At 73.4% G+C, this 22,617-nt stretch carries 19 protein-coding genes; 16 read left to right on the top strand and 3 right to left on the bottom strand.

The window, feature by feature from the left end; translation table 11 throughout:
- Window positions 1-43 precede the first annotated feature (43 nt).
- From mqnE to ACIGZJ_RS11305, 3 genes are all read left to right on the top strand, one after another.
- Entirely contained in the window at window positions 44-1,207 is a 1,164-nt protein-coding gene (gene mqnE, locus ACIGZJ_RS11315; protein WP_396456958.1) for an aminofutalosine synthase MqnE, read from the top strand.
- 116 nt (window positions 1,208-1,323) lie between these two features.
- Window positions 1,324-2,595 (top strand): L,D-transpeptidase family protein, encoded by a 1,272-nt coding sequence (locus ACIGZJ_RS11310; RefSeq protein WP_396456957.1) that lies wholly within the window; start codon window positions 1,324-1,326, stop codon window positions 2,593-2,595.
- Window positions 2,596-2,722: 127 nt separating this feature from the next.
- On the top strand, window positions 2,723-3,667 hold the full coding sequence (locus ACIGZJ_RS11305; RefSeq protein WP_396456956.1) for a beta-ketoacyl-ACP synthase III: 945 nt from the start codon (window positions 2,723-2,725) through the stop codon (window positions 3,665-3,667).
- A gap of 282 nt (window positions 3,668-3,949) precedes the next feature.
- Here ACIGZJ_RS11305 and ACIGZJ_RS11300 read toward each other — a convergent pair whose 3' ends face one another.
- The gene (locus ACIGZJ_RS11300) at window positions 3,950-4,597 is read right to left on the bottom strand and encodes a TetR family transcriptional regulator (RefSeq protein ID WP_387948993.1); all 648 of its coding nucleotides are present in this window, start codon (window positions 4,595-4,597) and stop codon (window positions 3,950-3,952) included.
- 437 nt (window positions 4,598-5,034) lie between these two features.
- On the opposite strand from ACIGZJ_RS11300, the gene ACIGZJ_RS11295 reads away from it, so the two are divergent.
- On the top strand, window positions 5,035-7,416 hold the full coding sequence (locus ACIGZJ_RS11295) for a PQQ-binding-like beta-propeller repeat protein (RefSeq protein ID WP_396456955.1): 2,382 nt from the start codon (window positions 5,035-5,037) through the stop codon (window positions 7,414-7,416).
- A 45-nt stretch (window positions 7,417-7,461) separates the two neighbouring features.
- Here the strand turns inward: ACIGZJ_RS11295 and galE are convergent, their stop codons facing one another.
- Complete coding sequence (galE, locus tag ACIGZJ_RS11290) at window positions 7,462-8,448, bottom strand: UDP-glucose 4-epimerase GalE (RefSeq protein ID WP_396456954.1); 987 nt, start codon at window positions 8,446-8,448, stop codon at window positions 7,462-7,464.
- Window positions 8,449-8,674: 226 nt separating this feature from the next.
- Between galE and ACIGZJ_RS11285 the strand changes: the two genes are divergently transcribed.
- Window positions 8,675-9,814 (top strand): S1C family serine protease, encoded by a 1,140-nt coding sequence (locus ACIGZJ_RS11285; protein WP_396456953.1) that lies wholly within the window; start codon window positions 8,675-8,677, stop codon window positions 9,812-9,814.
- Between the two features lie 139 nt (window positions 9,815-9,953).
- Here the strand turns inward: ACIGZJ_RS11285 and ACIGZJ_RS11280 are convergent, their stop codons facing one another.
- The gene (locus ACIGZJ_RS11280) at window positions 9,954-11,078 is read right to left on the bottom strand and encodes a sensor histidine kinase (RefSeq protein ID WP_396457112.1); all 1,125 of its coding nucleotides are present in this window, start codon (window positions 11,076-11,078) and stop codon (window positions 9,954-9,956) included.
- A 402-nt stretch (window positions 11,079-11,480) separates the two neighbouring features.
- Here ACIGZJ_RS11280 and ndhC point away from each other — a divergent pair, with 402 nt between their 5' ends.
- The 11 genes from ndhC (at window position 11,481) to htpX (ending at window position 22,612) form a co-directional block, all read left to right on the top strand.
- Entirely contained in the window at window positions 11,481-11,888 is a 408-nt protein-coding gene (gene ndhC / locus ACIGZJ_RS11275) for an NADH-quinone oxidoreductase subunit A (protein WP_387948997.1), read from the top strand.
- Window positions 11,879-12,559: an NADH-quinone oxidoreductase subunit B gene (locus tag ACIGZJ_RS11270; RefSeq protein WP_396456952.1), complete on the top strand. Its 681-nt coding sequence runs from the start codon at window positions 11,879-11,881 to the stop codon at window positions 12,557-12,559. Before ndhC ends, ACIGZJ_RS11270 begins: the two co-directional genes overlap by 10 nt.
- Entirely contained in the window at window positions 12,556-13,698 is a 1,143-nt protein-coding gene (locus ACIGZJ_RS11265) for an NADH-quinone oxidoreductase subunit C (protein ID WP_396456951.1), read from the top strand. Before ACIGZJ_RS11270 ends, ACIGZJ_RS11265 begins: the two co-directional genes overlap by 4 nt.
- Window positions 13,699-13,700: 2 nt before the next feature.
- Window positions 13,701-14,654 (top strand): NADH-quinone oxidoreductase subunit NuoH, encoded by a 954-nt coding sequence (gene nuoH, locus ACIGZJ_RS11260; RefSeq protein ID WP_392937640.1) that lies wholly within the window; start codon window positions 13,701-13,703, stop codon window positions 14,652-14,654.
- Window positions 14,651-15,229, top strand: coding sequence for a NuoI/complex I 23 kDa subunit family protein (locus tag ACIGZJ_RS11255; protein WP_396456950.1), 579 nt, complete (start codon window positions 14,651-14,653; stop codon window positions 15,227-15,229). Before nuoH ends, ACIGZJ_RS11255 begins: the two co-directional genes overlap by 4 nt.
- Entirely contained in the window at window positions 15,226-15,951 is a 726-nt protein-coding gene (locus tag ACIGZJ_RS11250) for an NADH-quinone oxidoreductase subunit J (RefSeq protein ID WP_396456949.1), read from the top strand. Before ACIGZJ_RS11255 ends, ACIGZJ_RS11250 begins: the two co-directional genes overlap by 4 nt.
- A 6-nt stretch (window positions 15,952-15,957) precedes the next feature.
- Entirely contained in the window at window positions 15,958-16,326 is a 369-nt protein-coding gene (gene nuoK / locus ACIGZJ_RS11245) for an NADH-quinone oxidoreductase subunit NuoK (protein ID WP_396456948.1), read from the top strand.
- Complete coding sequence (locus tag ACIGZJ_RS11240; protein ID WP_396456947.1) at window positions 16,323-18,362, top strand: NADH-quinone oxidoreductase subunit L; 2,040 nt, start codon at window positions 16,323-16,325, stop codon at window positions 18,360-18,362. The genes nuoK and ACIGZJ_RS11240 overlap by 4 nt, the downstream gene beginning before the upstream one ends.
- Window positions 18,363-18,433: 71 nt before the next feature.
- On the top strand, window positions 18,434-19,990 hold the full coding sequence (locus ACIGZJ_RS11235; RefSeq protein WP_396456946.1) for a NuoM family protein: 1,557 nt from the start codon (window positions 18,434-18,436) through the stop codon (window positions 19,988-19,990).
- Window positions 19,991-19,992: 2 nt separating this feature from the next.
- On the top strand, window positions 19,993-21,597 hold the full coding sequence (locus ACIGZJ_RS11230) for an NADH-quinone oxidoreductase subunit N (protein WP_396456945.1): 1,605 nt from the start codon (window positions 19,993-19,995) through the stop codon (window positions 21,595-21,597).
- A 151-nt stretch (window positions 21,598-21,748) separates the two neighbouring features.
- Entirely contained in the window at window positions 21,749-22,612 is an 864-nt protein-coding gene (gene htpX, locus ACIGZJ_RS11225; protein WP_396456944.1) for a zinc metalloprotease HtpX, read from the top strand.
- Window positions 22,613-22,617: the final 5 nt, after the last annotated feature.

The raw sequence follows: 22,617 nt of genomic DNA, 5'->3' as shown, positions 1-22,617 counted from the left end.
TCGTTCCGGCAACGAATCGAAGTCGGAGGAGGCGGGTCACCGCATGGACGCAGGGCTCAAGCGCGAGCTGGAGGCGAAGGTCTACGCGGGTGAGCGGTTGACCCGCGAGGACGGGATCGCGCTCTACGAGAGCGACGACCTGGCCTGGCTGGGCGGGCTGGCCCACCACGTGCGGACGCGGAAGAACGGCGATGTCGTCCACTTCAACGTCAACCGCCACCTCAACATGACCAACGTGTGCAGCGCGTCCTGCGCCTACTGCTCGTTCCAGCGCAAGCCGGGCGAGAAGGACGCGTACACGATGCGCATCGAGGAGGCCGTGCGCCTCGCCAAGGCGATGGAGGTGGACTCCCTCACCGAGCTGCACATCGTGAACGGGCTGCACCCGACGCTGCCCTGGCGCTACTACCCGCGCTCGCTGCGGGAGCTGAAGGCGGCTCTGCCGAACGTCTCGCTGAAGGCCTTCACCGCCACCGAGATCCACTGGTTCGAGAAGATCAGCGGCCTGTCGGCGGACGAGATCCTGGACGAGCTGATCGACGCCGGCCTGGAGTCGCTGACCGGCGGCGGCGCGGAGATCTTCGACTGGGAGGTCCGCCAGCACATCGTCGACCACGACACCCACTGGGAGGACTGGTCGCGGATCCACCGGCTCGCCCACGGCAAGGGCCTCAAGACGCCGTCGACGATGCTCTACGGCCACATCGAGGAGCCCCGCCACCGGGTCGACCACGTGCTGCGGCTGCGCGAGCTGCAGGACGAGACCGGCGGCTTCCAGGTCTTCATCCCGCTGCGCTACCAGCACGACTTCCACGACTCCAAGGACGGCGTCGTGCGCAACAGGCTGATGGCCCGTACCGAGATGGCCACCGGGGCCGAGGCGCTGAAGACCTTCGCGGTCTCCCGGCTGCTCTTCGACAACGTGCCGCACGTCAAGGTCTTCTGGGTGATGCACGGCGTCACCACCGCGCAGCTGGCGCTCAGCCACGGCGCGGACGACATGGACGGTTCGGTGGTCGAGTACAAGATCACCCATGACGCGGACAACTTCGGCACCCCGAACAAGCTGGGCCGCGACGACCTGCTCGGCCTGATCCGGGACGCCGGCTTCCGCCCGGTGGAGCGCAACACCCGCTACGAGGTCATCCGCGAGTACGACGGACCGGACCTGACGCGTCGCGAGACGCCGCAGGCGATGCGTCTCTGACCAGCCGTTTCACCGCCCCCCGCGCCGTCCGTCGGTGCGGGGGGCGGTTTTCTTCACCGGGCCCGCACAGGGGTCCGGGTTTCCCAACGGGCTGTTGGTTTGGCAGGATCGGCGACATGTCCGGTTCTCATCGCTCCACCCCGTACCCGTCGTACGAGCCGGCCCACCAGCCGGGGTACGAGGTGCAGCAGCAGCCGTACGGGGTGTACGAGCAGCCGTCGTACCAGGAGTGGGGCACGCCCCAGCCGGTCGAGGGCTACCCGAGCCAGCCGGTCCACCAGGGCCGGCACGGCTACCAGAACCAGGCCGTCTACGCGGACCAGCCCGTCTACGCGGACCAGGGCGGTTACGCCTACGAGGGCTACGACGCCTACGACCAGCCCTTCCAGCCGTACGCCGTCGAGCCGGACCCGTACCCCGCGCAGCCCCAGCCGGAGCCCGAGCTGTCGGCCGTGGTCGAACCGCCGTTCGTGCCCGCCCCCGCCGCCGCCCCCGGTGCGGCGGCCGTGGCCGGATCGCGCGCGGCGGCCCGCGGCCACCGGCGCAAGGCCAAGAAGAAGCGCCACGGCAAGGCCGTGACCGCCGGCACCGTGCTGCTGATCGCGGCCGTCGCCGGCTGGTACACCGTCGGCCAGGACTCGGCCAACCCCGGGGTGACCGCCGCCGACGGCCCCGGCCCGGAGGGCCTGGCCGCCCCCGACCAGCCCTCCCCGCCGGCCGCCGCCCCCCAGGCGGCCGCCGACCGGCACACCGAGGCGCCCGCGGCCAGCCGCAGCGAGGCCCGGCCGGACGGCTCGGTGGCCGCGATACCCGGTCTGGGCGCCGCCTTCACCGCCCGGATACCGGCCGAGACCACCCAGGTGGTGCTCGCCTCGGGCCAGGACAAGAACGCCAACAAGACCACCGTCACCCTCTGGACCCGCACCGCCGAGGGCCGCTGGCGGGCCGGCGAGGCCTGGCAGGGCCACAACGCCAACCGGGGCTGGACCACCGACCACAACGAGGGCGACCTGCGCAGCCCGATCGGCGTCTTCTCGCTCACCGACGCCGGCGGCCGCAAGGCCGACCCCGGCAGCAAGCTCCCGTACGACAAGGACCCCTCCTTCGTGGTCTCCGGGACGGGCTTCGCGGGCGAGCCGCTGGCCGGCTCCTTCGACTACGTCGTGGCGATCGACTACAACCGGGTGCCGGGCAACTCGCCGCTCGACCCGCGCCGCCCCAACGGCTCGAGCAAGGGCGGCGGGATCTGGATCCACGTCGACCACGGCGGGCCGACGCACGGCTGCGTGTCCGTCCCCGAGGACAAGATGGCCGAACTGATCCGCACCCTGGACCCCGCCGCACACCCGGTCATCGTGATGGGCGATGCGGCCTCGCTGGCCGCCTGACCTGCTGTTCACGTCCCCCTGACCCCAGGCGCCACAACGGCTCTTGTCGGTCTCCTACAGCTTCCGGGGACGGATCCTGTAGCCGGTGCGCCCCGCTGACCAGTGGGTAACCCGGTTGAGTGGCAGCATGAGCGGTTCGCGCATTGTGGCACTCGGTCACTACCAGCCCCCCAAGGTCCTCACCAACGGCGACCTGGCGGTGCTGGTCGACACCGACGACGAGTGGATCCGCAGCCGGGTGGGGATCCGGACCAGGCACATCGCCGAGGGGGAGACCCTGGTCGACCTGGCCACCGAGGCGGCGCAGAAGGCGCTCGCCAACAGCGGCCGCTCGGCCGCCGACATCGACCTGGTGGTGGTGGCCACCTGCACGGCGGTGGAGCGCAGCCCCAACACCGCCGCCGCCGTCGCGGCCCGGCTCGGGGTGCGGGCGCCGGCCGCCTACGACATCAACACGGTCTGCTCGGGCTTCTCGTACGCGCTGGCCACCGCCGACCACGCGATCCGCGCGGGCGCCGCGAGCCGGGCGCTGGTGATCGGCGCCGAGCGGATGTCCGACACCATCGACTGGACCGACCGGACCACCTGCGTGATCTTCGGTGACGGCGCCGGCGCGGCGGTCGTGGAGGCGCAGCCCGAGGGGGCCGAGCCCGGGATCGGGCCGGTGGTCTGGGGCACCGAGCCCGAGAAGGGCGACGCCGTGGTGATCACCGGCTGGGATCCGGTGATCAGCCAGCAGGGCCAGTCGGTGTTCCGCTGGGCCACCACGCAGATCGCCCCGCTGGCCCGGCAGACCTGCGAGAAGGCCGGGATCGACCCGTCCGAGCTCAAGGGCTTCGTGCCGCACCAGGCGAACCTGCGGATCATCGACGCGATCGCGGCCAAGCTGGGCGCCCCCGACGCGGTGATCGCCCGGGACGTGGTGGTCTCCGGCAACACCTCGGCGGCCTCCATCCCGCTGGCCTTCTCCAAGCTGGTCGAGCGCGGCGAGCTGTCGCCCGGCGACCCGGTGCTGCTGTTCGGCTTCGGCGGCGGCCTGGCGTACGCGGGCCAGGTCGTGCGCTGCCCCTGAGTCGTGCGCTGCCCCTGAGCGGGCCTCCACGGGCCCGAGCGGGCCCGGGCACCCCTGACGGCCCCGAAGCCGGCCTGGGGGCCCTACGGCGCCCCGGCGGCGCCCTTGAACGCGCACATGCCGGTGGGCGGGCACCCTTGCGGGGGTGCCCGCCCACCGGCATGTCTGGCGCGCTGCGGCACGTCGGCGGACCTCCCCCGAGGACACGGCCGCCGTCCGTCGTTCCCCGGACAGGAGGCCGGGGTTGCGCGCGGAGCGGATGGGTGGAGTAGGGGGACCGGTCTACTTGGGCGGCTTCTTGCCGGTGACACCCAGGTACACCAGGGGAGCGAGGTTGGGCTTGAGGTCCTTGACCTTGACGCCCCAGGAGGTGAAGGCCTTCTGGTGCTCGGCCGCCGAGGCGAGCAGCGAGACCAGAGACCCTGCGACGGCGGCCGCGTCGAGCGATTTGTCGGCCTGACCCTTCGCCTGGAGTTCCCTGACGGCATCCGTGAGCGGCTTGGCGACCGCGTTGAGGACGGTCATGCGGATCTTGAAGAACCGCTTGTCCCCTTCGGCGGCACCGAGCGTGACCACTCGGAGAATGGCGTCGTTCTTGCGCCAGAAGGCGAGGAATCCGTCGACCAGTTCTTCCGAAGTGGCCGAGCCGGACTTCCCTGCCCAGGACTTTCCGGCCACCAGCTCTTTGAGGGTGTCGGCGTCCTTGGCCATTTCCTCGGCGATTTCGAGGACAGCGCCCTCGACATCCGGGAAGTACTGGTAGAAGGTCGCGGGGGAGGTACCCGCCATACGGGCGACGTCGATGACCTTGACGTCCCGATAGGGCGACGTGCTGAGCATCTCGCGGAGGCAGTCGAGCAGCTTCTGCCGCGTCTCCTGTCCGCGTCGCCCGGCGACGCGACCGTCGACGGTGCGAACTTGTCCTGTCATGCCGTCAGCTTACCGTGGCACGATCTTGGCGCGATTCGGTGATGCGACTATTACTCCGCACGGGGGTTGGTATAGGGGCTTGAACGAGTTCGGCCGGATATTCACAGGGGCCCGGAGAGCCGGTTTTGAAGCCCCCCCGTGTGCTTATGACCCCACAGCGTGACGACCCCTCCGCTGAGGGGTTATCGGGTGACGGAGCGTAACGATCGAAGGAATTCTTGTGGACGTCCGGCGGGCGGCCCCCGGACGGGTCGGGCGCAAGCCGCGTCCGGAGCGGGCGTCAGGATCCGGCCGTTCCGTGGGCACTGGCCGGACGGGGTCCGGCGGGCGCCGTAGGCCGACTCGGGGCGGGGGAGGTTGGAGTTGAACCGGGCGGCATTGGAGAATCGGCTCCGGCACCCCGCGGCGGGTGCGGAACACGGGGAGGTGGCAGCGGAGTGGACCAGCTGACGGCGCACGATCCGAGGCGGATCGGGCCCTTCGAGGTGCTGGGGCGGCTCGGCGCGGGCGGGATGGGCCTGGTCTACCTGGCGCGCTCCGCATCCGGCCGGCGGGTTGCCATCAAGACCGTCCGGGGGGAGCTGGCCGAGGACGAGCTGTTCCGGGTCCGTTTCGCCCGGGAGATCGCGGCCGCCAAGACGGTGGGCGGCTTCTACACCGCGGCGGTGGTCGACGCGGACGCCGACGCCCGGGTGCCCTGGCTGGCCACCGCGTACGTCCCGGCGCCGTCCCTGGAGGACCTGGTCAGCGAGTGCGGGCCGCTGCCGGTGGGGGCGGTGCGCTGGCTGGTCGCGGGCATCGCCGAGGCGCTGCAGTCCATCCACGCGGCCGGGCTGGTGCACCGTGACCTCAAGCCCTCCAACGTGCTGGTAGTCGAGGACGGCCCGCGGGTGATCGACTTCGGCATCGCGGCGGGCGTCTCGCACACCCGGCTCACCATGACCAACGTCGCGGTCGGAACCCCGGCGTACATGTCGCCCGAGCAGGCCCGCGACAGCCGCAGCGTCACCGGCGCCAGCGACGTCTTCTCGCTCGGCTCGCTGCTGGTGTTCTGCGCCACCGGGCACCCGCCCTACCGGGGCGCCAACCCGGTGGAGACGGTGTTCCAGCTGCTGCGCGACCAGCCCGACCTCTCCGGGCTGCCGCCCGAGCTGGTGGACCTGGTGCGCGCCTGCATGCGCCCGTCCCCCGAGCACCGGCCGAGCCCGGCGCAGATCCAGACCGAGCTGGCCCCGCACCTGTTCTCCCGGGACGACGCCTCGGGCGAGGCCGGTGACTGGCTGCCGGCCAACGCGCTGGAGCTGATCGAGCGCAAGCGCAGCCGCCGGCAGACCGCGCCGCCCGCCCGGCCGCCCGTCCAGGGCACCGCGCCGATCGGCCAGGCCGGGCCGCCGCAGGGCGGGCCCCCGCAGGCGCCGGTGCCGCCCCAGCGGCCCGTACAGGCCGATCCGCGCACCCAGCACCCCGGCGGGCCGCACGCCCCGCCCGGGACCGGCCCGGTGCACGCCGCACCGCCCGTCCAGGGGCAGGACGGCGAGGCCGCCACCGAGAAGATCTCCGCGCGCCGCCGCCACGGCGGACCGGGGGCCGGGGACGCCGCCGGGGTGCAGCTGGCCGGCGCCTCGGTGCGGATAGGCCCGGGGCCGCGCGCCGAGCAGGCCGGCCCGGGCACCGCGCCCGCCGAGACGGACTGGGTCCGCCGGGTCGCCCCGGCGCCCGTCCCGGCCGCCCGCTGGCGCCCCTGGCGGTTCCGGATGTCCAACGACGTCTGGGGCACGCCGGTGGTGGCCGACGGCACGCTGTTCGTCTCCAGCTTCGAGGTGCACGCCCTGGACATCGCCTCCGGGCAGCGCCGCTACAAGACCCGGGACGTCGCCTGGGCGCTCGCGGTGGACTCCGGCCGGGTGCACGCCGCCGACGGCCCGCACCTGTACACGGTGGACGTCGCGGACGGCACCGAGCGCTGGCGCCACTCGCTGGACGGCTGGGTGTACTCGCTGGCCGCCGCCGACGGCGTGCTCTGCTGCGGGATCCGGGGCGGCGGCGTGCAGCTGCGCTCCGCGGCCACCGGCGCCGAGCTCTGGCGGGCCGACGACGCCCAGCAGGACTACGAGAACCCGCAGTCCGGCCCGGCCCTGGTGGCGGGCGCCGCGTACTACTACGGCGGCGGGCGACTGCGCTGCGTCGACCCGCGCGGTGCCGGCCTGCGCTGGTCCTTCCGGGTCGGCGAGGACGTGCCCTCGCACCCGGCCGAGCGGGGCGGGGTGCTGTACGTGACGGCCGGCACCCGGGTGTACGCGCTGGACGCGGCCAGCGGCGCCGAGCGCTGGCGGTTCGAGGCCCCCGTGGTGCTGTTCACCCCGCCCGCGCTGGACACCGACGCGGTGTACGTCGCGGACTACCTCGGCACCGTGTACGCCCTGGACGCGGCCAGCGGCCGGGAGCGCTGGCGCGGGGCCACCGGCAGCCGCCAGGGCGCCGAGCCGGTGGTGGTCGGGGAGGGCATGGTGCTGGTCGGCAGCGGGGAGGTGCTGTACGCCTTCGAGGCGGCCTCCGGCCGGGAGCGCTGGCGCTACACCACGCGGGGCGAGATCGTCGGCTCCCCGGCGGTGGCCGACGGGCTGGTCCACCTGGGCAGCCGGGACCACTCGCTGCACACCCTGGACCTGGCGAGCGGTCAGCTGCGCTGGGAGCTCGGGACCAAGGGCGAGCTGACCGGCTCACCGGTGGCGATCGGCGGGCGGGTGTTCGTCGGCAGCAAGGACCGCTGCGTCTACGCGCTGGACGCCTTCTACGGCACCGCGGTGCCCTCGCACTGACGCCGGTGCGGACGGCGGGGGCCGCGCCCCCGCCGTCCGGCCCGGCTACTTCTTCCGAGCCTCCGGGTGGCGGCTGCACCAGCCCTCCCACGCCGAGGCCACCATCTCCTCGACGCCGTACCGGGCGGTCCAGTCCAGCTCGCGGCGGATCAGCTCGGCGGAGGCGACCACCCGGGCCGGGTCGCCGGCGCGGCGCGGGGTGACCTCGCCGGTGGCGTCGTAGCCGGTGACCTTGCCGATCACGTCCAGCATCTCCTTGACGCTGACGCCCTCGCCGCGGCCGATGTTCAGGATCAGCGCGGTCTCGCCGGCCGGGTCGGCGGCCAGCCGCCGGGCGGCCGCGACGTGGGCGGAGGCGATGTCCGAGACGTGGATGAAGTCGCGCACGCAGGTGCCGTCGGGGGTCGGGTAGTCGGCGCCGAAGATCCGCGGGGCGGTGCCGGCGGTGAGCCGCTCGAAGACCATCGGGATCAGGTTGAACACGCCCGCGTCGGAGAGCTCCGGCGAGGCCGCGCCGGCCACGTTGAAGTAGCGCAGCGAGACGGTGGACATGCCGTAGGCCTTGCCGACGGCCGACACCAGCCACTCGCCGGCCAGCTTGGTCTCGCCGTAGGGGCTCATCGGGTCGCACGGGGTGGACTCGGTGACCAGGTCCACGTCGGGCATGCCGTAGACGGCGGCGGAGGAGGAGAAGAGGAAGCGCTTCACCCCGCCCTCGGCGGCCGCCTCCAGGACGGTCTGCAGGCCGATCATGTTCTCCCGGTAGTAGAAGAACGGCTGCTCGACCGACTCGCCGACCTGCTTCTTCGCCGCGAAGTGCAGGATCCCCTGCACGCCGTGCTCGCGGATCGCCGCGTCCAGCACGGTCCGGTCCAGGGTGGAGCCCTCGACCAGGGCGACCCCCTGCGGCAGCCGGGTGCGGTCGCCGGTGCTGAAGTCGTCCAGGACGGCCACGCGCTCGCCCGCGTCGAGGAGCTGCTGCACCACGTGCCCGCCGATGTATCCGGCACCGCCGGTGATCAACCAAGTCATGGCCCGCATCCTAGGCGTTCCGGGTTTCCGCCCGGTGCCGGGCGAGTCGGCGCGAGGATTCGGACATATCGGTGAAATGCTCGCAAAGAGCTCTGTGATCTCTCGATGATCCCCGGCAGCGAGCCCTCCGGCCGCCCTTCGGCCGTTCCGCGGGGCGGCTCCGGGCGGTCTGCGGGTGGTCCCCGCGCGATCCCCGCGTGTGGCGATGGAATCGGAGGCAGCCCAGGTGAACCGCAAGAAGGAACCCACCCGCCCGCTCCCGGCCGGGCCCCGGCCCACCGGGCCCAAGGCCTTCGGCGCCCGCCTGCTCGCCCCCGGGGCGGTCGCCGCGCTGACCGCCCTGGCACTGGCCGGCTGCAGCAGCGGCTCCTCCCAGAGCTCCTCCTCCTCGGTCGCCGCCGGCGCCTCCTCCCCGTCCTCCCCGACGGCCGGCGGCAACCAGCTGGAGGACGCCTACCAGCGGGTGATCGCCGACGTGCTGCCCTCGGTGGTGCAGATCACCACCGACAGCGGCCTGGGCTCCGGCATCGTCTACGACAACAAGGGCGACATCGTCACCAACGCCCACGTGGTCGGCTCCGCCACCACCTTCGGCGTCACCCTGGCCAACGGCACCAAGCCGCTGGACGCCACGCTGGTCGCCAGCTACCCGGAGTCCGACCTCGCGGTGATCAGGCTGACCAGCCCGCCGAGCGGCCTCAGGCCGGCCGTCTTCGGGGACTCCGCCAAGGTCGAGCTGGGCCAGATCACGCTGGCCATGGGCAGTCCGCTGGGGCTGTCGAGCAGCGTCACCCAGGGCATCGTCTCGGCCACCGGCCGGACCGTCTCCGAGCCGCAGGGCGGCGGCTCGCCGGGCGCCACCATCGGCAACATGGTGCAGACCTCGGCGGCGATCAACCCGGGCAACAGCGGCGGCGCACTGGTCAACCTGGAGGGCCGGGTGATCGGCATCAACACGCTGGCCGCCACCGAGCCGGAGACCAACGGCGCCGCCGCCCCCGGCATCGGCTTCGCCATCCCGGCCGCCACCATCACCAGCATCGCCGACCAGCTGATCAAGGACGGCAAGGTCACCAACTCCGGCCGCGCGGCGCTCGGCATCACCGCCCGGACGTACTTCGACCAGAACTTCCGGCCGGCGGGGGCCACCATCGTGGCCGTCGCCGCGGGCGGACCGGCCGCCTCGGCGGGCCTCCAGGTCGGCGACGTGATCACCAGGATCGGCGACACCCCGGTCGAGTCGCTGAACTCGCTGACCACCGCGCTGGCCTCGCTCACCCCGGGCACCAAGACCACCGTCACCTACACCCGCGACGGGCAGTCCAAGACCGCCGACGTCACCCTCGGGACCCTGCAGACACCCTGAACCCCTGTCGGCGCCCCGCCCGCCCGCCGCGCAAGGGTCCGCGGGCGCGGCGCCGTACGGGAACGGCCGGGACCTCGTCACCGCCTCGACGAGGTCCCGGCCCTTTTGCCGTCCTGCTGCCGTCCGCCGGGCCCCCGTGTCAGCGGCGGGCGGTGCGGGTGCGCCAGGGGAGTTCGATGGTGACCGTGGTCGGCCCGCCGTGCGGGCTCTCCACCAGGAACACCCCGTCCACCGCCCGGATCCGGTCGGCCAGCCCGGCCAGGCCGCTGCCCGGGTAGGGGGCCGCGCCGCCCTTGCCGTCGTCCTGGACCAGCAGCATCAGCTGGTCGCCGGCCCGCCAGACGTCCACCGTGGCGGTCCGGGCGCCGGCGTGCTTGGAGACGTTGGTCAGCAGCTCGCTGACGGTGAAGTACGCGATGCCCTCCACCGCGGAGTCCGGGCGTTCCACCTCGCCGCGGTCGTTCTTCAGCTCGACGTGCACCTTGACGCCGCCGGGCACCGTGCAGCGGGCGGCCACCGCGGAGAGCGCCGCGTCCAGGCCCCGGTCGGTGAGCACCGCCGGGTGGATGCCGCGGGCCAGGTCGCGCAGCTCCTGGAGGGCGAGCTTCACCTCGCCGTGCGCGTTGTCCACCATCTTCGCGGCGGCGACCGGGTCCTCCTCCAGCTTCTCCTTGGCCAGGCCGAGGTCCATCGCCAGCGCCACCAGCCGGGCCTGGGCGCCGTCGTGCAGGTCGCGCTCGATCCGGCGCAGGTCGGCGGCGGCGGTGTCGACCACGGTGCCCCGGTCGTCCTCCAGCTCGCGGACCCGCTCGGACAGCGCGCCCGGGTAGAGCAGGGTCTCCACCAGCATCCGGTCCACGGCGCCCTCGAAGCGGACCACCCAGGGCAGCACCGGCCAGCCGACGATCACACAGACCAGCGTCACGGCGAAGCTGAGCACGCCCCAGGGCAGCAGCAGCACGTTGTACAGCGCGGACCGCCAGCTCAGCGCGTCGGTGAGGTGGGCGATCGCGTACCCGGTGGCACCCGGGCGGGACCGGTGCACCGGCTCCGGCTCGTGCACCTCGGAGCCGTGCACCGCGCGGGCCCGGCGGCGGGCGACCGAACCCAGGCCCCGGCAGCCGGCCAGACCGGCCGCCAGCAGCGGCAGGCCGACCACGGTGATCGACAGCGCCAGGCCGATCGACAGCAGCGCGATCGTGAAGACGAACCCCGCGATGCCGATCGGCAGGTTGAGCATCAGCTGCCCGACCTGCTTCCACATCCGCGCGCCGTACAGCGGGTCGCGCTCACTGCGCGCGTCCTGCTCCTGGTTGGCACTCGCGGCGCGGTGCAGAGGCTTCATCTGGATCTACCGTCCCTCTCGTCGAGCTGGTGATCCAAGCTTCCCTGGTGGGCCCCGGCCGGTGCCATGGGGGTGATACGTCTTCCCGGGCGGGGGTTATCCCCACCCGGGCGGCCCCCACCGGGTGCCGCCCGGAAGGCCGCCGACCGGCGCCCGGGTGTCCACCGGTTGTCCACGGGCCGTCTTGCGGACCGGGCGGGGGGTGGGGGCAGCCGAGCCGTGCACTTAGACTCACGCATTGGCGATGGTTATGACCGTGTAAAGAAACGTCGTAGAACTGCCCTCAAAGCGGTTTTCACGGCCGATGTGGAGGCGAGGGGCATGGAGGCGCAGCACGCGGCTGCCGACCCGGCGGCCGGCAGCGGCTACTTCGACGCGTATGCCGCGATGGGCCTGCTCGCCGTCGTCGGCGTGCTCTTCGTCGCCGTGGCGTTCACCGCCAACCGGCTGCTGCGGCCGGTGGTGTACTCGCCGGAGAAGCTCCTCGCCTACGAGTGCGGCGTGGACCCGGTGGGGGAGGACTGGGCGCACACCCAGATCCGCTACTACGTCTACGCCTTCCTGTACGTGATCTTCGCGGTCGACGCGATCTACCTGTTCCCGTGGGCGACCGTCTTCGCCACCGCCGGATACGGCGCCGGGACGCTGATCGAGATGTTCGTCTTCATCGGCTTCCTCGCGGTCGGGCTGCTCTACGCCTGGAAGAAGGGCGTTCTGGAATGGACGTGACGCACAACCACCCGCACGCGCAGGGCGCCTCCGGTGGACCCGTCCCGCTGGGCCTCCCGGACCCGGCGCGCCCCGGTGCCGCGATGGAGCGGCCCGCCCTCGGCCCGCTCGCCCGGCTCGCGCCGGACCCGGTCAAGGTCGTCCTGAACTGGGGCCGCCGCTACAGCCTCTGGTGCTTCAACTTCGGTCTGGCCTGCTGTGCGATCGAGTTCATCGCCGCGTCCATGGCCAAGCACGACTTCATCCGGATGGGTGTCATCCCGTTCGCGCCGGGCCCCCGACAGGCCGACCTGATGATCGTCTCGGGGACGGTGACCGACAAGATGGCGCCCGCCGTGAAGCGCCTCTACGAGCAGATGCCCGAGCCGAAGTACGTCATCTCCTTCGGCGCCTGCTCCAACTCCGGCGGGCCCTACTGGGACTCCTACTCCGTCACCAAGGGCGTCGACCAGATCATCCCGGTGGACGTCTACGTGCCCGGCTGCCCGCCGCGGCCCGAGGCGCTGCTCCAGGGCATCCTCAAGCTCCAGGAGAAGATCGCCGCCGAGTCGCTGCCCCAGCGGTACGCCGCGCCCGCCGCCGCGCTGCGCCGTCCGCTGGTCGCGGGGCCGGCCTCCGGCGGCGCCGCGGGCCAGGATGCGGGCCCGGCCGTGGAAGGGCGAGCCTCATGAGCAGCGCCGAGCAGTACGCGGCGTCGGTCGGCGAGTGGGCCACCGGCGCCGAGGCATACGGGCTGATCACCGTCGACGTGCCCGCCGAGCACTGGATCGAGGCGCTGACCGCCGCCCGGGACACGCTCGGTCTGAGCTTCTTCGACTGGCTGAGCGCCGTCGACGAGCTGGCCGAGGGCTTCTCGGTGGTCGCGCACCTGGCCGCCCCGCAGGTGCACGGCGTCCGCCACCTGGTGCTGCGCACCAGGGTGCCCCGGGACGGCGCCGCCCTGCCGACCGCCGTGGCGGTGTACGCCGGTGCCGCCTGGCACGAGCGCGAGACGCACGAGATGTTCGGCATCGACTTCCCCGGGCACCCCCACCTGGCCACCCTGCTGCTGCCGGACGGCTTCGAGGGGTACCCGCTGCGCAAGGAGTTCGTGCTCGCGGCCCGGGTCGCCAAGGCCTGGCCGGGGGCCAAGGAGCCGGGCGAGTCCGACCACGGCGACGGCCCGGCGCGGCGCAAGATGCAGCCGGCCGGTGTGCCGGACCCGAACGAGTGGGGCCCGCTCAAGGGCACCCTGCCGCCGGTCGCCGAGCGGCCGGCGCGTGGTGCGCGGGCGGCCGGAGCGGCGCGTACGCCGCGGGCGGCCGGGGCTGCGGCCGGAGCAGGTGCGGCCGAGGGTGCTGTCGCGGTGCGGGCGGACCGGCCCCGGCGGACGCGGTCCGTCGACGCGGGCTCGGTGAGCCAGGCGGCCGAGGGTGCGGCCCAGGCCTCCGGGGGCGCCGCCGCCGAGGGCGGGGCGCCGCTGCGCGCCGACCGGCCGCGGCGGACCAGGTCGGTGTCGGAGGGCTCGGCGAGCCAGCCGGCTCCCGCCGCCGATGACGCCGCCGCGGAGGCCGCGGCCGTGGCGCCCGCCGAGGGTGCCCCGGTGAAGCCCGAGCGGGCGGTACCGGCCCGGACGCAGTCCTCGGACGCGCCCTGGCACACGCCGTCGCCGGCGCACGAGCCGGCCGGGCCCGCGAAGCCCGCGGAGCCTTCGACGGCCAAGGAGCCGGAGAAGGCCGACGAGCCGGCCCCCGGTGCCGATGCCCCCGCCGAGGCCCCTGCCGAAGCCCCTGCCGATCAGGCCCCCGACCAGGACGGAGACAGTGCGTGAACCTGCTCGACACGTTGCTCCGCTGCGTCGCCACGCTCGTCGTCTTCCTCACCTTCCCCCTGATCATCGGCCAGACCGAGCACAAGGTGATGGCGCACATGCAGGGCCGGCTCGGCCCGATGTACGCCGGCGGCTTCCACGGGTGGGCGCAGCTGGTCGCCGACGGTGTGAAGTTCGCGCAGAAGGAGGACATCGTCCCGGCCGGGGCGGACCGCCGGATCTTCCAGCTGGCCCCCGCCGTCTCGCTGCTGCCGTACCTGTTCGTGCTGCTGGCCATCCCGGTCGGCCCGGACGGCTTCGTCGGCCAGGCCGTGGACGCCGGACTGTTCTTCGTCCTGGCCGTGATGGGCGTCGGGGTGATCGGCAAGCTGATGGCCGGCTGGGCCTCGGCGAACAAGTTCTCGCTGCTCGGCGGCCTGCGGACGGCCGCCCAGCTGATGTCCTACGAGCTGCCGATGGTGCTCGCGGCCGCCTCCGTCGCCATGGCGGCCGGGACGCTGTCGCTGCCCGCGATCGTGGACGCCTGGCAGTGGTACTGGATCCCGTGGCAGATCATCGGCGCGTTCGTGTTCTTCACGGCTGGTCTGGCCGAGCTGCAGCGCCCGCCGTTCGACATGCCGATCGCCGACTCGGAGATCATCTTCGGCGCGTACACCGAGTACACCGGTCTGCGCTTCGCGCTGTTCCTGCTCTCCGAGTACGTGGGCATCCTGGTGGTCTCCGGGCTGACCGCGGTGCTCTTCCTGGGCGGCTGGCACGGCCCGCTGCCGGACGAGCTCGGCTGGCTCTGGACGATCCTGAAGACCTTCGCGCTGGCCTTCGTGGTGATCTGGCTGCGGGTCACCTACCCGCGGCTGCGGGAGGACCAGCTGATGCGCTTCGCGTGGACCGTGCTGATCCCGCTCGCCCTCGTCCAGCTCGCCCTCACCGGCATCATCAAGGTGGCGATCTCATGAGCTTCCCCGGCTCCGGCCTGGCCAAGGGCCTGGCCGTCACCCTGCGGACGATGACGAAGAAGAGCATCACCGCGCAGTACCCCGACGTCCAGCCGGTGCTGCCGCCGCGTTCGCGCGGCGTGATCGCGCTGCTGGAGGAGAACTGCACGGTCTGCATGCTCTGCGCCCGTGAGTGCCCGGACTGGTGCATCTACATCGACTCCCACAAGGAGACGCTGCCGGCCGCCGACCCCAACGCCCGGGCCCGCACCCGCAACGTGCTGGACCGCTTCGCGATCGACTTCTCGCTCTGCATGTACTGCGGGATCTGCATCGAGGTCTGCCCGTTCGACGCGCTGTTCTGGTCGCCGGAGTTCGAGTACGCCGAGACGGACATCCTGGAGCTGACCCACGAGCGGGACAGGCTCCGCGAGTGGATGTGGACCGTCCCGGCGCCGCCGGCGCTGGACCCGGCGGCCGAGGAGCCCAAGGAGATCGCCACCGCACGCAAGGCGGCGGACAAGCTGGCTGCTGCCGCCGCCGCTGCCGCTGCCGCTGCCGCCGCCGTCTCGGACGAGGGGGGTGAGGGGCAGTGAGCGCCGTCGCCCTGCTCGCCGCGACCGGCCCGCTGGACCCGGCCGCCCGTTCCTTCCTCTCCCCGACCGGGGTGGAGATCGTCTTCCTGCTGGTCGGCATCGCCGTGCTCGGCTCGGCCCTGGTCGCCGTCACCACCAGGCAGCTGGTGCACGCCGCGCTCTGGCTGGTGGTCGCCCTCGGCGGGCTGGCGGTGGAGTTCCTGCTGCTCACGGCCGAGTTCATCGCCTGGGTGCAGGTACTGATCTACCTCGGCTCGGTGGTCGTCCTGGTGCTGTTCGGCCTGATGCTCACCAAGGCGCCGATCGGCCGCTCGCCGGACGCCGACTCGGGCAACCGCTGGGTGGCCCTGGTGGTCGCGCTGGCCTCGGCCGGGACGCTGGTGACGCTGGTCGTGGACGCCTTCCGGACCTCCTGGATCGACCTGGGCGGGGGCGGCGGCTCGGCCGCGGCGACGGGTGCCAGCCTGTTCCGGACGTGGGTGCTGCCCTTCGAGGCGCTCTCCGTACTGCTGCTGGCCGCGCTGGTCGGGGCGATCGTGCTGTCGCGCGGCGCCCGGCGGCGGGTGCCGGCGCCCCGGGCCGGGAGGCTGCGGGCCGGTCGGCCGGTGGGCTCGAACGGGACCGTCGCCGCGACGGCGCCCGTCTCGGAGCCGTCCGCGCCGCCCGCTCCGGCTGCCGACGCCGCCGCCCCGGCTTCGACGACTCCGCCTCAGGAGGGCTGACCGCCGATGCACCTCGCCTATCCCGTCGTCCTCGCCGCGCTGCTGTTCAGCACCGGCGTGTACGGCGTGCTCGCCCGGCGCAACGTCGTCCTGGTGCTGATGTCCGTCGAGCTGATGCTCAACGCCGTCAACCTCAACCTCGTCGCCTTCGACGCCTGGCTGCGCGACTCGCTGCACGCCGGCCAGGCGCTCACCCTGTTCACCATCACCATCGCCGCCGCCGAGATCGGCCTCGGGCTCGCCATCGTCCTGCTGCTCTTCCGGGCGCGGGGCACCGCGGACATCGACAGGGCCACCGCACTCGGGGACCCGTCCGAGGACGCGCCCGAGGCAGCGGAGGCCGAGAGCGGACTGAAGGGCCAGGCCGTCGCATGAACCTCGCCCTGCCCGTCCTCGTCCCCGCCCTGCCCGCGCTCGGCGCCGCCGCCACCCTGGCCGTCGGCCGGCGGGCCCCCGGCCTGGCCCGGCCGCTGGCGATCGTGCCGGTCGCCGTCTCGGCCGTGCTCGCGCTGGTCGTCGCGATCCAACTGGGCAGCGGCCAGGCGCTGGACGCCGCCACCCGGCTCACCCCGACCGGCGGCCCCGACCTCGCGCTCGCGATCCACCTGGACGGGTTCAGCTCGCTGATCTCCGTCCTGGTCGGCCTGGTCGCCACCTGTGTGCAGGTCTACTCGACCGCGTACCTCAAGGAGGACCCGCGCTACCCCTCCTACGCGGCGCTGGTCTCGCTGTTCACGGCGGCGATGTTCCTGGTCGTCTACTCGGGCGACCTGATCGTGCTGCTGGTCGGCTGGGAGGTCATGGGCATCTGCTCGTACTTCCTGATCGGCCACCACTGGGAGACCGCCGACGCCCGCTCGGCCTCGCTGAAGGCCTTCCTGGTCACCAAGCTCGGCGACGTGCCGTTCCTGTTCGGCCTCTTCCTGCTCGGCGCGGACGCCGGGAGCTTCCGGATCGAGGACGTCCTGGCGGCGGCCGCCGACGGACGGCTCGGCCACCCGACCCTGACCGCGCTGCTGCTGCTGTGCGGCGTGGCCGGCAAGAGCGCGCAGTTCCCGCTGCACACCTGGCTCCCGGGCGCGATGGCCGGCCCGACGCCGGTCTCCGCGCTGATCCACGCCGCCACCATGGTCGCGGCCGGCATCTACCTGGTCGCCCGGCTGATGCCGGTCTTCCTGCTGTCGGGCGCGGCGCTGGTCGTGCTCGCGGTGATGGCCGCCGTGACGATGATCGGATCGGCACTCTGTGCGCTCGCCCAGGACGACCTGAAGCGGGTGCTCGCGTACTCGACCGTCGGCCAGCTCGGCTACATGGCCGGCGCGCTGGCCAGCGGCGACCGCGAGGCCTCGGTGTTCCACCTGATCAGCCACGGTGTCTTCAAGGCGCTGCTGTTCCTGGCCGCCGGTGTGGTGATCCACGCCGCGCACACCAACTCCATCTCGGCGATGTCCCGGATGCCCGGGCTGCGCCGACGCGTCCCGGACGCCTACTGGACGATGGGCATCGCCCTGGCCGCCCTGGTCGGCCTCCCGCCGTTCGTCGGCTTCTTCAGCAAGGAGGCGGTGCTGACCGCCGCCGAGCACGCCGCCAACGGCGAGGCGCTGACCAACGGACTCGGCCCCGCCTCCGCCGTCCCGGAGGCGGCCGGGTGGATCGTGCTGATCTCGGCCGGACTCACCGCGCTGCTCACCGCCGCGTACGCGACCCGGCTGTTCCTGGTGGCGTTCCACGGTCCGGACGGCGCCCGCGCCGCCACCGCGGCCGCCGCCGTACCGGCCGGACCCGAGGCGGACGCGCCGTACTCGCCCGAGGTGGACGAGGCCGACCCGGCCACCGCCGAACCTCCCGCGATGCGCTGGCCGCTCTGGGTGCTGGCCGTTCCGACCATGGGCCTCGGCGTGGCCGCCCTGCGCTCGGACTGGCTGCCCGCCCTGCTGGACGGCGGCTCGCTACGGCCCTCGCCCGTCACCGCGGTGATCGGTACCGGACTCGCCGTGGCGGGCATCCTGGTGGCGTACGCGGCCTGGCGCTCCGTCACCGCACGGCTCACCGCCGGCCGGCCCGCCCCGGCGGCCGAGGGCCGGGTGCCCGAGCAGGCCGGAGCCCCGGCCGCCGAGGTGATCGTCGCCGACCCCGGGCGCGCCCTGCTCGGCCCGCTGTTCGGTCCGGCCCGGCACGGCTTCGGCGTGGACCGCCTCTACAGCGCGCTGTTCGTCCGCCCGGTGGCCGCCGCCGCCCGGCTGGTCCGCTTCCTCGACCGCGAGGTCGTCGAGACGTACGTGCGCGGCAGCGGGGTCGGCGCCAACCTGCTCGGCCGGGCCGTCCGGCTCGCGCAGACCGGCAACGCGCAGACCTACCTCAGCGCACTGCTGGCCGGCGTCGTGCTGCTGGCCGTCCTGGTGGCGGTGTAGCGCATGCCCGACCGCAGCACCTCGAACCGGCCGACCGCCGCCCCGACCGCAGCAGCAGCTTGGAGCACCCGATGAACGCAGTCCTCATCGCCCTCCTGGTGCTGCCGGTGCTCGGCGCCGCCGTCACCCTGGCGCCGGTGTTCGGCACCGACGGACCCGCCGCCGACCGGCGGGCCCTGCGGCTGAACAGCGTCGTCACGGGTGCGGTACTCCTGCTCACCGTCGTCCTCGCGGCCGGCTTCGACCACGACGAGCCCGCCCGGATGCAGGCCACCACCGACGTGGCCTGGATCCCGGCCATCGGCGTGCGCCTCCACCTCGGCGTGGACGGCGTCTCACTGCCCCTGATCGTCCTGACCGCGCTGCTCACCTTCCTCTGCGCGGTCTACTCGGAGCGGCGCCTGCCCTCGGGGGAGGGCGTGCCCACGGCCCGGTCCTTCGTCGGGCTGTTCCTCCTCCTCGAAGTCGGCATGCTCGCCACCTTCGCGGTGCTGGACCTGGTGCTCTTCTTCCTGGCCTTCGAGGTCGTACTGATCCCGATGTACTTCCTGATCGCCCGCTGGGGGAGCGGGGCGAAGGTGCCGGCCGCCAACCGGTTCATCCTGTACACGCTGCTCGGCTCGGCCGTGATGCTGCTCGGCTTCCTGCTGGTGGGCAGCAAGGCGGGCACCTTCGACATGCAGGCGCTGGCCGCCGCGCACGGCAGCGGCCTGAGCCACACCACCCAGGTGGTCGCCGCACTGGCGATCATGATCGGGCTGGCGGTCAAGGCCCCCGCCTGGCCGCTGCACAGCTGGCTGCCGGACGCGCACACCGCGGCGCCCACCGTCGGCTCGGTGCTGCTCGCCGGCGTGCTGCTGAAGATGGGCACCTACGGCCTGGTCCGGGTGCTCCTCCCGATCGTGCCCGACGGCACCGCGACGCTCGCCCCCTACCTGGGCGCGTTCGCCGCCGTCGGCATCGTCTACGGCTCGCTGGCCTGTCTGGCGCTGGCCCGCCCCGGCGCCAAGGGCGACCTCAAGCGCCTGATCGCCTACTCCTCGGTGGGCCACATGGGCTTCGTCCTGCTGGGCATCGCCTCCCTCACCCCGGTGGGGGTCAACGGCGCGCTGTTCGCCAACATCGCCCACGGACTCGTCACCGGCCTGCTGTTCTTCATCGTGGGCGCGCTCAAGGACCGCTACGGCACCGCGGACCTCGACACCCTCGCCGGTGCCACCGGCGGTGCCCTCTACGGACGGGCGCCGCGGATCGGCGCGCTGCTCGCCTTCGCCGCCGTGGCCAGCCTCGGCCTGCCCGGGCTGGCCGGCTTCTGGGGCGAGCTGCTCGCGATGTTCGGCGCGTTCGACCCGGCCGCGGGCCTGTCCCGCCCCGCGTTCGTCACCTACATGGTGCTGGCCGGACTCGGCACCCTGCTTACCGCCGGGTACCTCCTGATCGTGGTCAAGCGGGTCTGCATGGGCGACCCGAAACAGCCCGCCCCGGTGGCGGAGCTCGCCGACCTGCGCCCGTACGAGGCCGTCAGCTGGACGCCGCTGGCCGCCCTCACCCTGCTCGCGGGCCTGTGGCCCGCGCTCCTGCTCGGCCTGTCCGACCCCGCCGTCAAGCACCTCCTCGGGGGTGGCTGATCATGATCGGCACCCTGTTCGGCGCCCAGTCCGCACTCGGATCCCACTCCACGGGGCAGCCCACTGTGACCTCCCTCGCCGTAGCCGACCCGGGCGCACTGATCCAGTCCGTGGACTGGGTGGCGATCGCGCCCCCGCTGATCGCCGCCGTGGCCGCCCTGGCGGTGCTGCTCACCGACCTCTTCCTGCCCGAGCGCCGCAAGAAGCTGCTCGGCTGGTTCTCCGTGGCCGGGCTCGCCCTCGCACTGCTCGCCCTCCTCCCGCTCACCGGGGGCCCGGCACGGGCCACCTTCTGCGCGAAGGGCGTCACCGGGCTCACCGGCACCACCGGCTGCTCCTACGTGGCCGACCATTTCGCGCTGGCCTTCCAGCTGATCGCGCTCGGCGGCGCGCTGATCGCGGCGCTGCTGTCGGTGCACACCGTCGAGGAGGAGCGGCTGCCCGGCGGGGAGTACTGGTTCCTGCTGCTCTCCAGCGCCGCCGGCGCCGCCCTGCTGCCGGCCTCCCGCGACCTCGCCACCCTGGTGATCGCGCTGGAGGTGGCCTCGCTGCCCGCCTTCGCCCTGGTCGCGCTGCGCCGCGACGGCCGCGGCGCGGAGGCCGCGCTGAAGTTCTTCCTCTCCTCCGTCACCGCCACCGCCGTGATGCTGCTCGGCGTCGGCTTCGTTTACGCCGCCAGCGGCAGCCTGTACCTGGGCGCGGTCGCCGAGGGCCTGGAGCACGCCCCCGCCCAGCTGAGGCCGCTGGCCGAGGCCGGTGCGGTGCTCACCCTGGTCGGCTTCGCCTTCAAGGTCGCCGCCGTCCCGTTCCACTTCTGGGTGCCCGACACCTACACCGGGGCACCGCTGCCGGTGGCCGGCTACCTCTCGGTGGTCGGAAAGGCGGCCGGCCTCTCCGGTCTGGCGCTGGCCACCACCGTGGCCTTCCGCCCGTACGCGCACACCTGGGGGCTGGTGCTGGCGGTGCTGGCCGCCGTCACCATGACGGTGGGCAACGTGGGTGCGCTGCGCCAGCGCTTCGACACCCGGTACAGCGCGGTGCGGCTGCTGGCCTGGTCCTCGGTCGGCCAGGCCGGCTACCTGCTGGTGCCGCTGGCCGCGGCCGGCTACGCGCCGACCGGGACGGACCCGCTGGGTGCGACCGCCGCGTACGCGCTGATCTACGGCGTGGTGAACCTGGGCGCCTTCGGCGTGGTCGCCGCGGTCGGCCGCCACGCCGGGACCAGGGTGGACGACTTCCGCGGCCTGTTCGCGCGCCGCCGCTGGACGGCCCTGGCGCTGGCCTTCTTCCTGCTCTGCCTGGCCGGGCTGCCGCCGGGCGTGATCGGCCTGTTCGGCAAGGTGGTGGTGTTCCGCGCCGCCGTCGACGCCGGACTGGGCTGGCTCGCCGTGGTGATGGCCGTCAACGTGGTCATCGCGCTGTACTACTACCTGCTCTGGACGGCGCGGCTGTTCGCGCCGGACGCCGCCGACGCGGCGCAGCGGCCGACCGAGCACCGGCTGCCCGTCCCGCTGGCGGCCACCCTCGGGCTGACCGCCTCGGTGGCGGTGGTGCTCTCGGTGGCCCCGCAGCTGGTGCTCCAGGTCGCGGGCGGCACGCTCTTCTAGGCCCTGTCCGGTGCCGCTTGGGCCACGGCCCGGCGGGCCCGGTCGGGCGACAAGGTGCGCACAAGGGAACAAGGCCGACGGCCCCGCCCGTTGTCGGGGCAGAGGGACGAGGCAGAAGGGGCTTCCCCACCGCACCATTGGAGGGCCTGCCGTGCACCGCCGGCACAACGGACTGAGGACCGCAGCTCTGCTGGGCGGCCTCTCGGCGCTGATCCTGGTGATCGGCTCCTTCTTCGGCCGCACGGGCTTCGTGATCGCCCTGCTGGTCGCCCTCGGCACCAACGCCTACGCCTACTGGAACAGCGACAAGCTCGCCCTGCGGGCGATGCGGGCCCGCCCGGTGAGCGAGATCGAGGCGCCGCGGCTGTACCGGATCGTCCGTGAGCTCTCCACCTCGGCGCGCCAGCCGATGCCGCGGCTCTACATCTCCCCGACCCCCGCGCCGAACGCCTTCGCGACCGGGCGCAACCCGCGCAACGCGGCGGTCTGCTGCACGGACGGCATCCTGCGGCTGCTGGACGAGCGGGAGCTGCGGGGCGTGCTCGGGCACGAGCTGAGCCACGTCTACAACCGGGACATCCTGATCTCCTCGGTCGCCGGGGCGCTCGCCTCGGTGGTGATGTTCCTGGTGAACTTCGCCTGGCTGATCCCGTTCGGCCGCAGTGACGACGACGACGGCCCGGGGCTGTTCGGCATGCTCGCGATCATGATCCTGGGGCCGCTGGCGGCCTCGCTGATCCAACTGGCCGTCAGCCGCTCCCGGGAGTACCAGGCCGACGCCGACGGCGCCCGGATCACCGGGGACCCGCTCGCCCTGGCGAGCGCCCTGCGCAAGCTGGAGGCGGGCACCCGGCAGCTGCCGCTGCCGCCGGAGCCGCAGCTCCAGACGGCCAGCCACATGATGATCGCCAGTCCGTTCCGGCCGGGCGAGGCGGGCGCCAGGATGTTCTCCACCCACCCGCCGATGGCGGAGCGGATCGCCCGGCTGGAGCGGATGGCGGGCTACCGGGGGTGACGGGC

This window comes from Kitasatospora sp. NPDC052868 (assembly GCF_044547105.1).
In the GTDB taxonomy this organism is placed as follows: Bacteria; Actinomycetota; Actinomycetes; order Streptomycetales; family Streptomycetaceae; genus Kitasatospora.
Note: the sequence above shows the minus strand (reverse complement) of the source record. Positions and strands in the feature narration are given on the sequence as shown.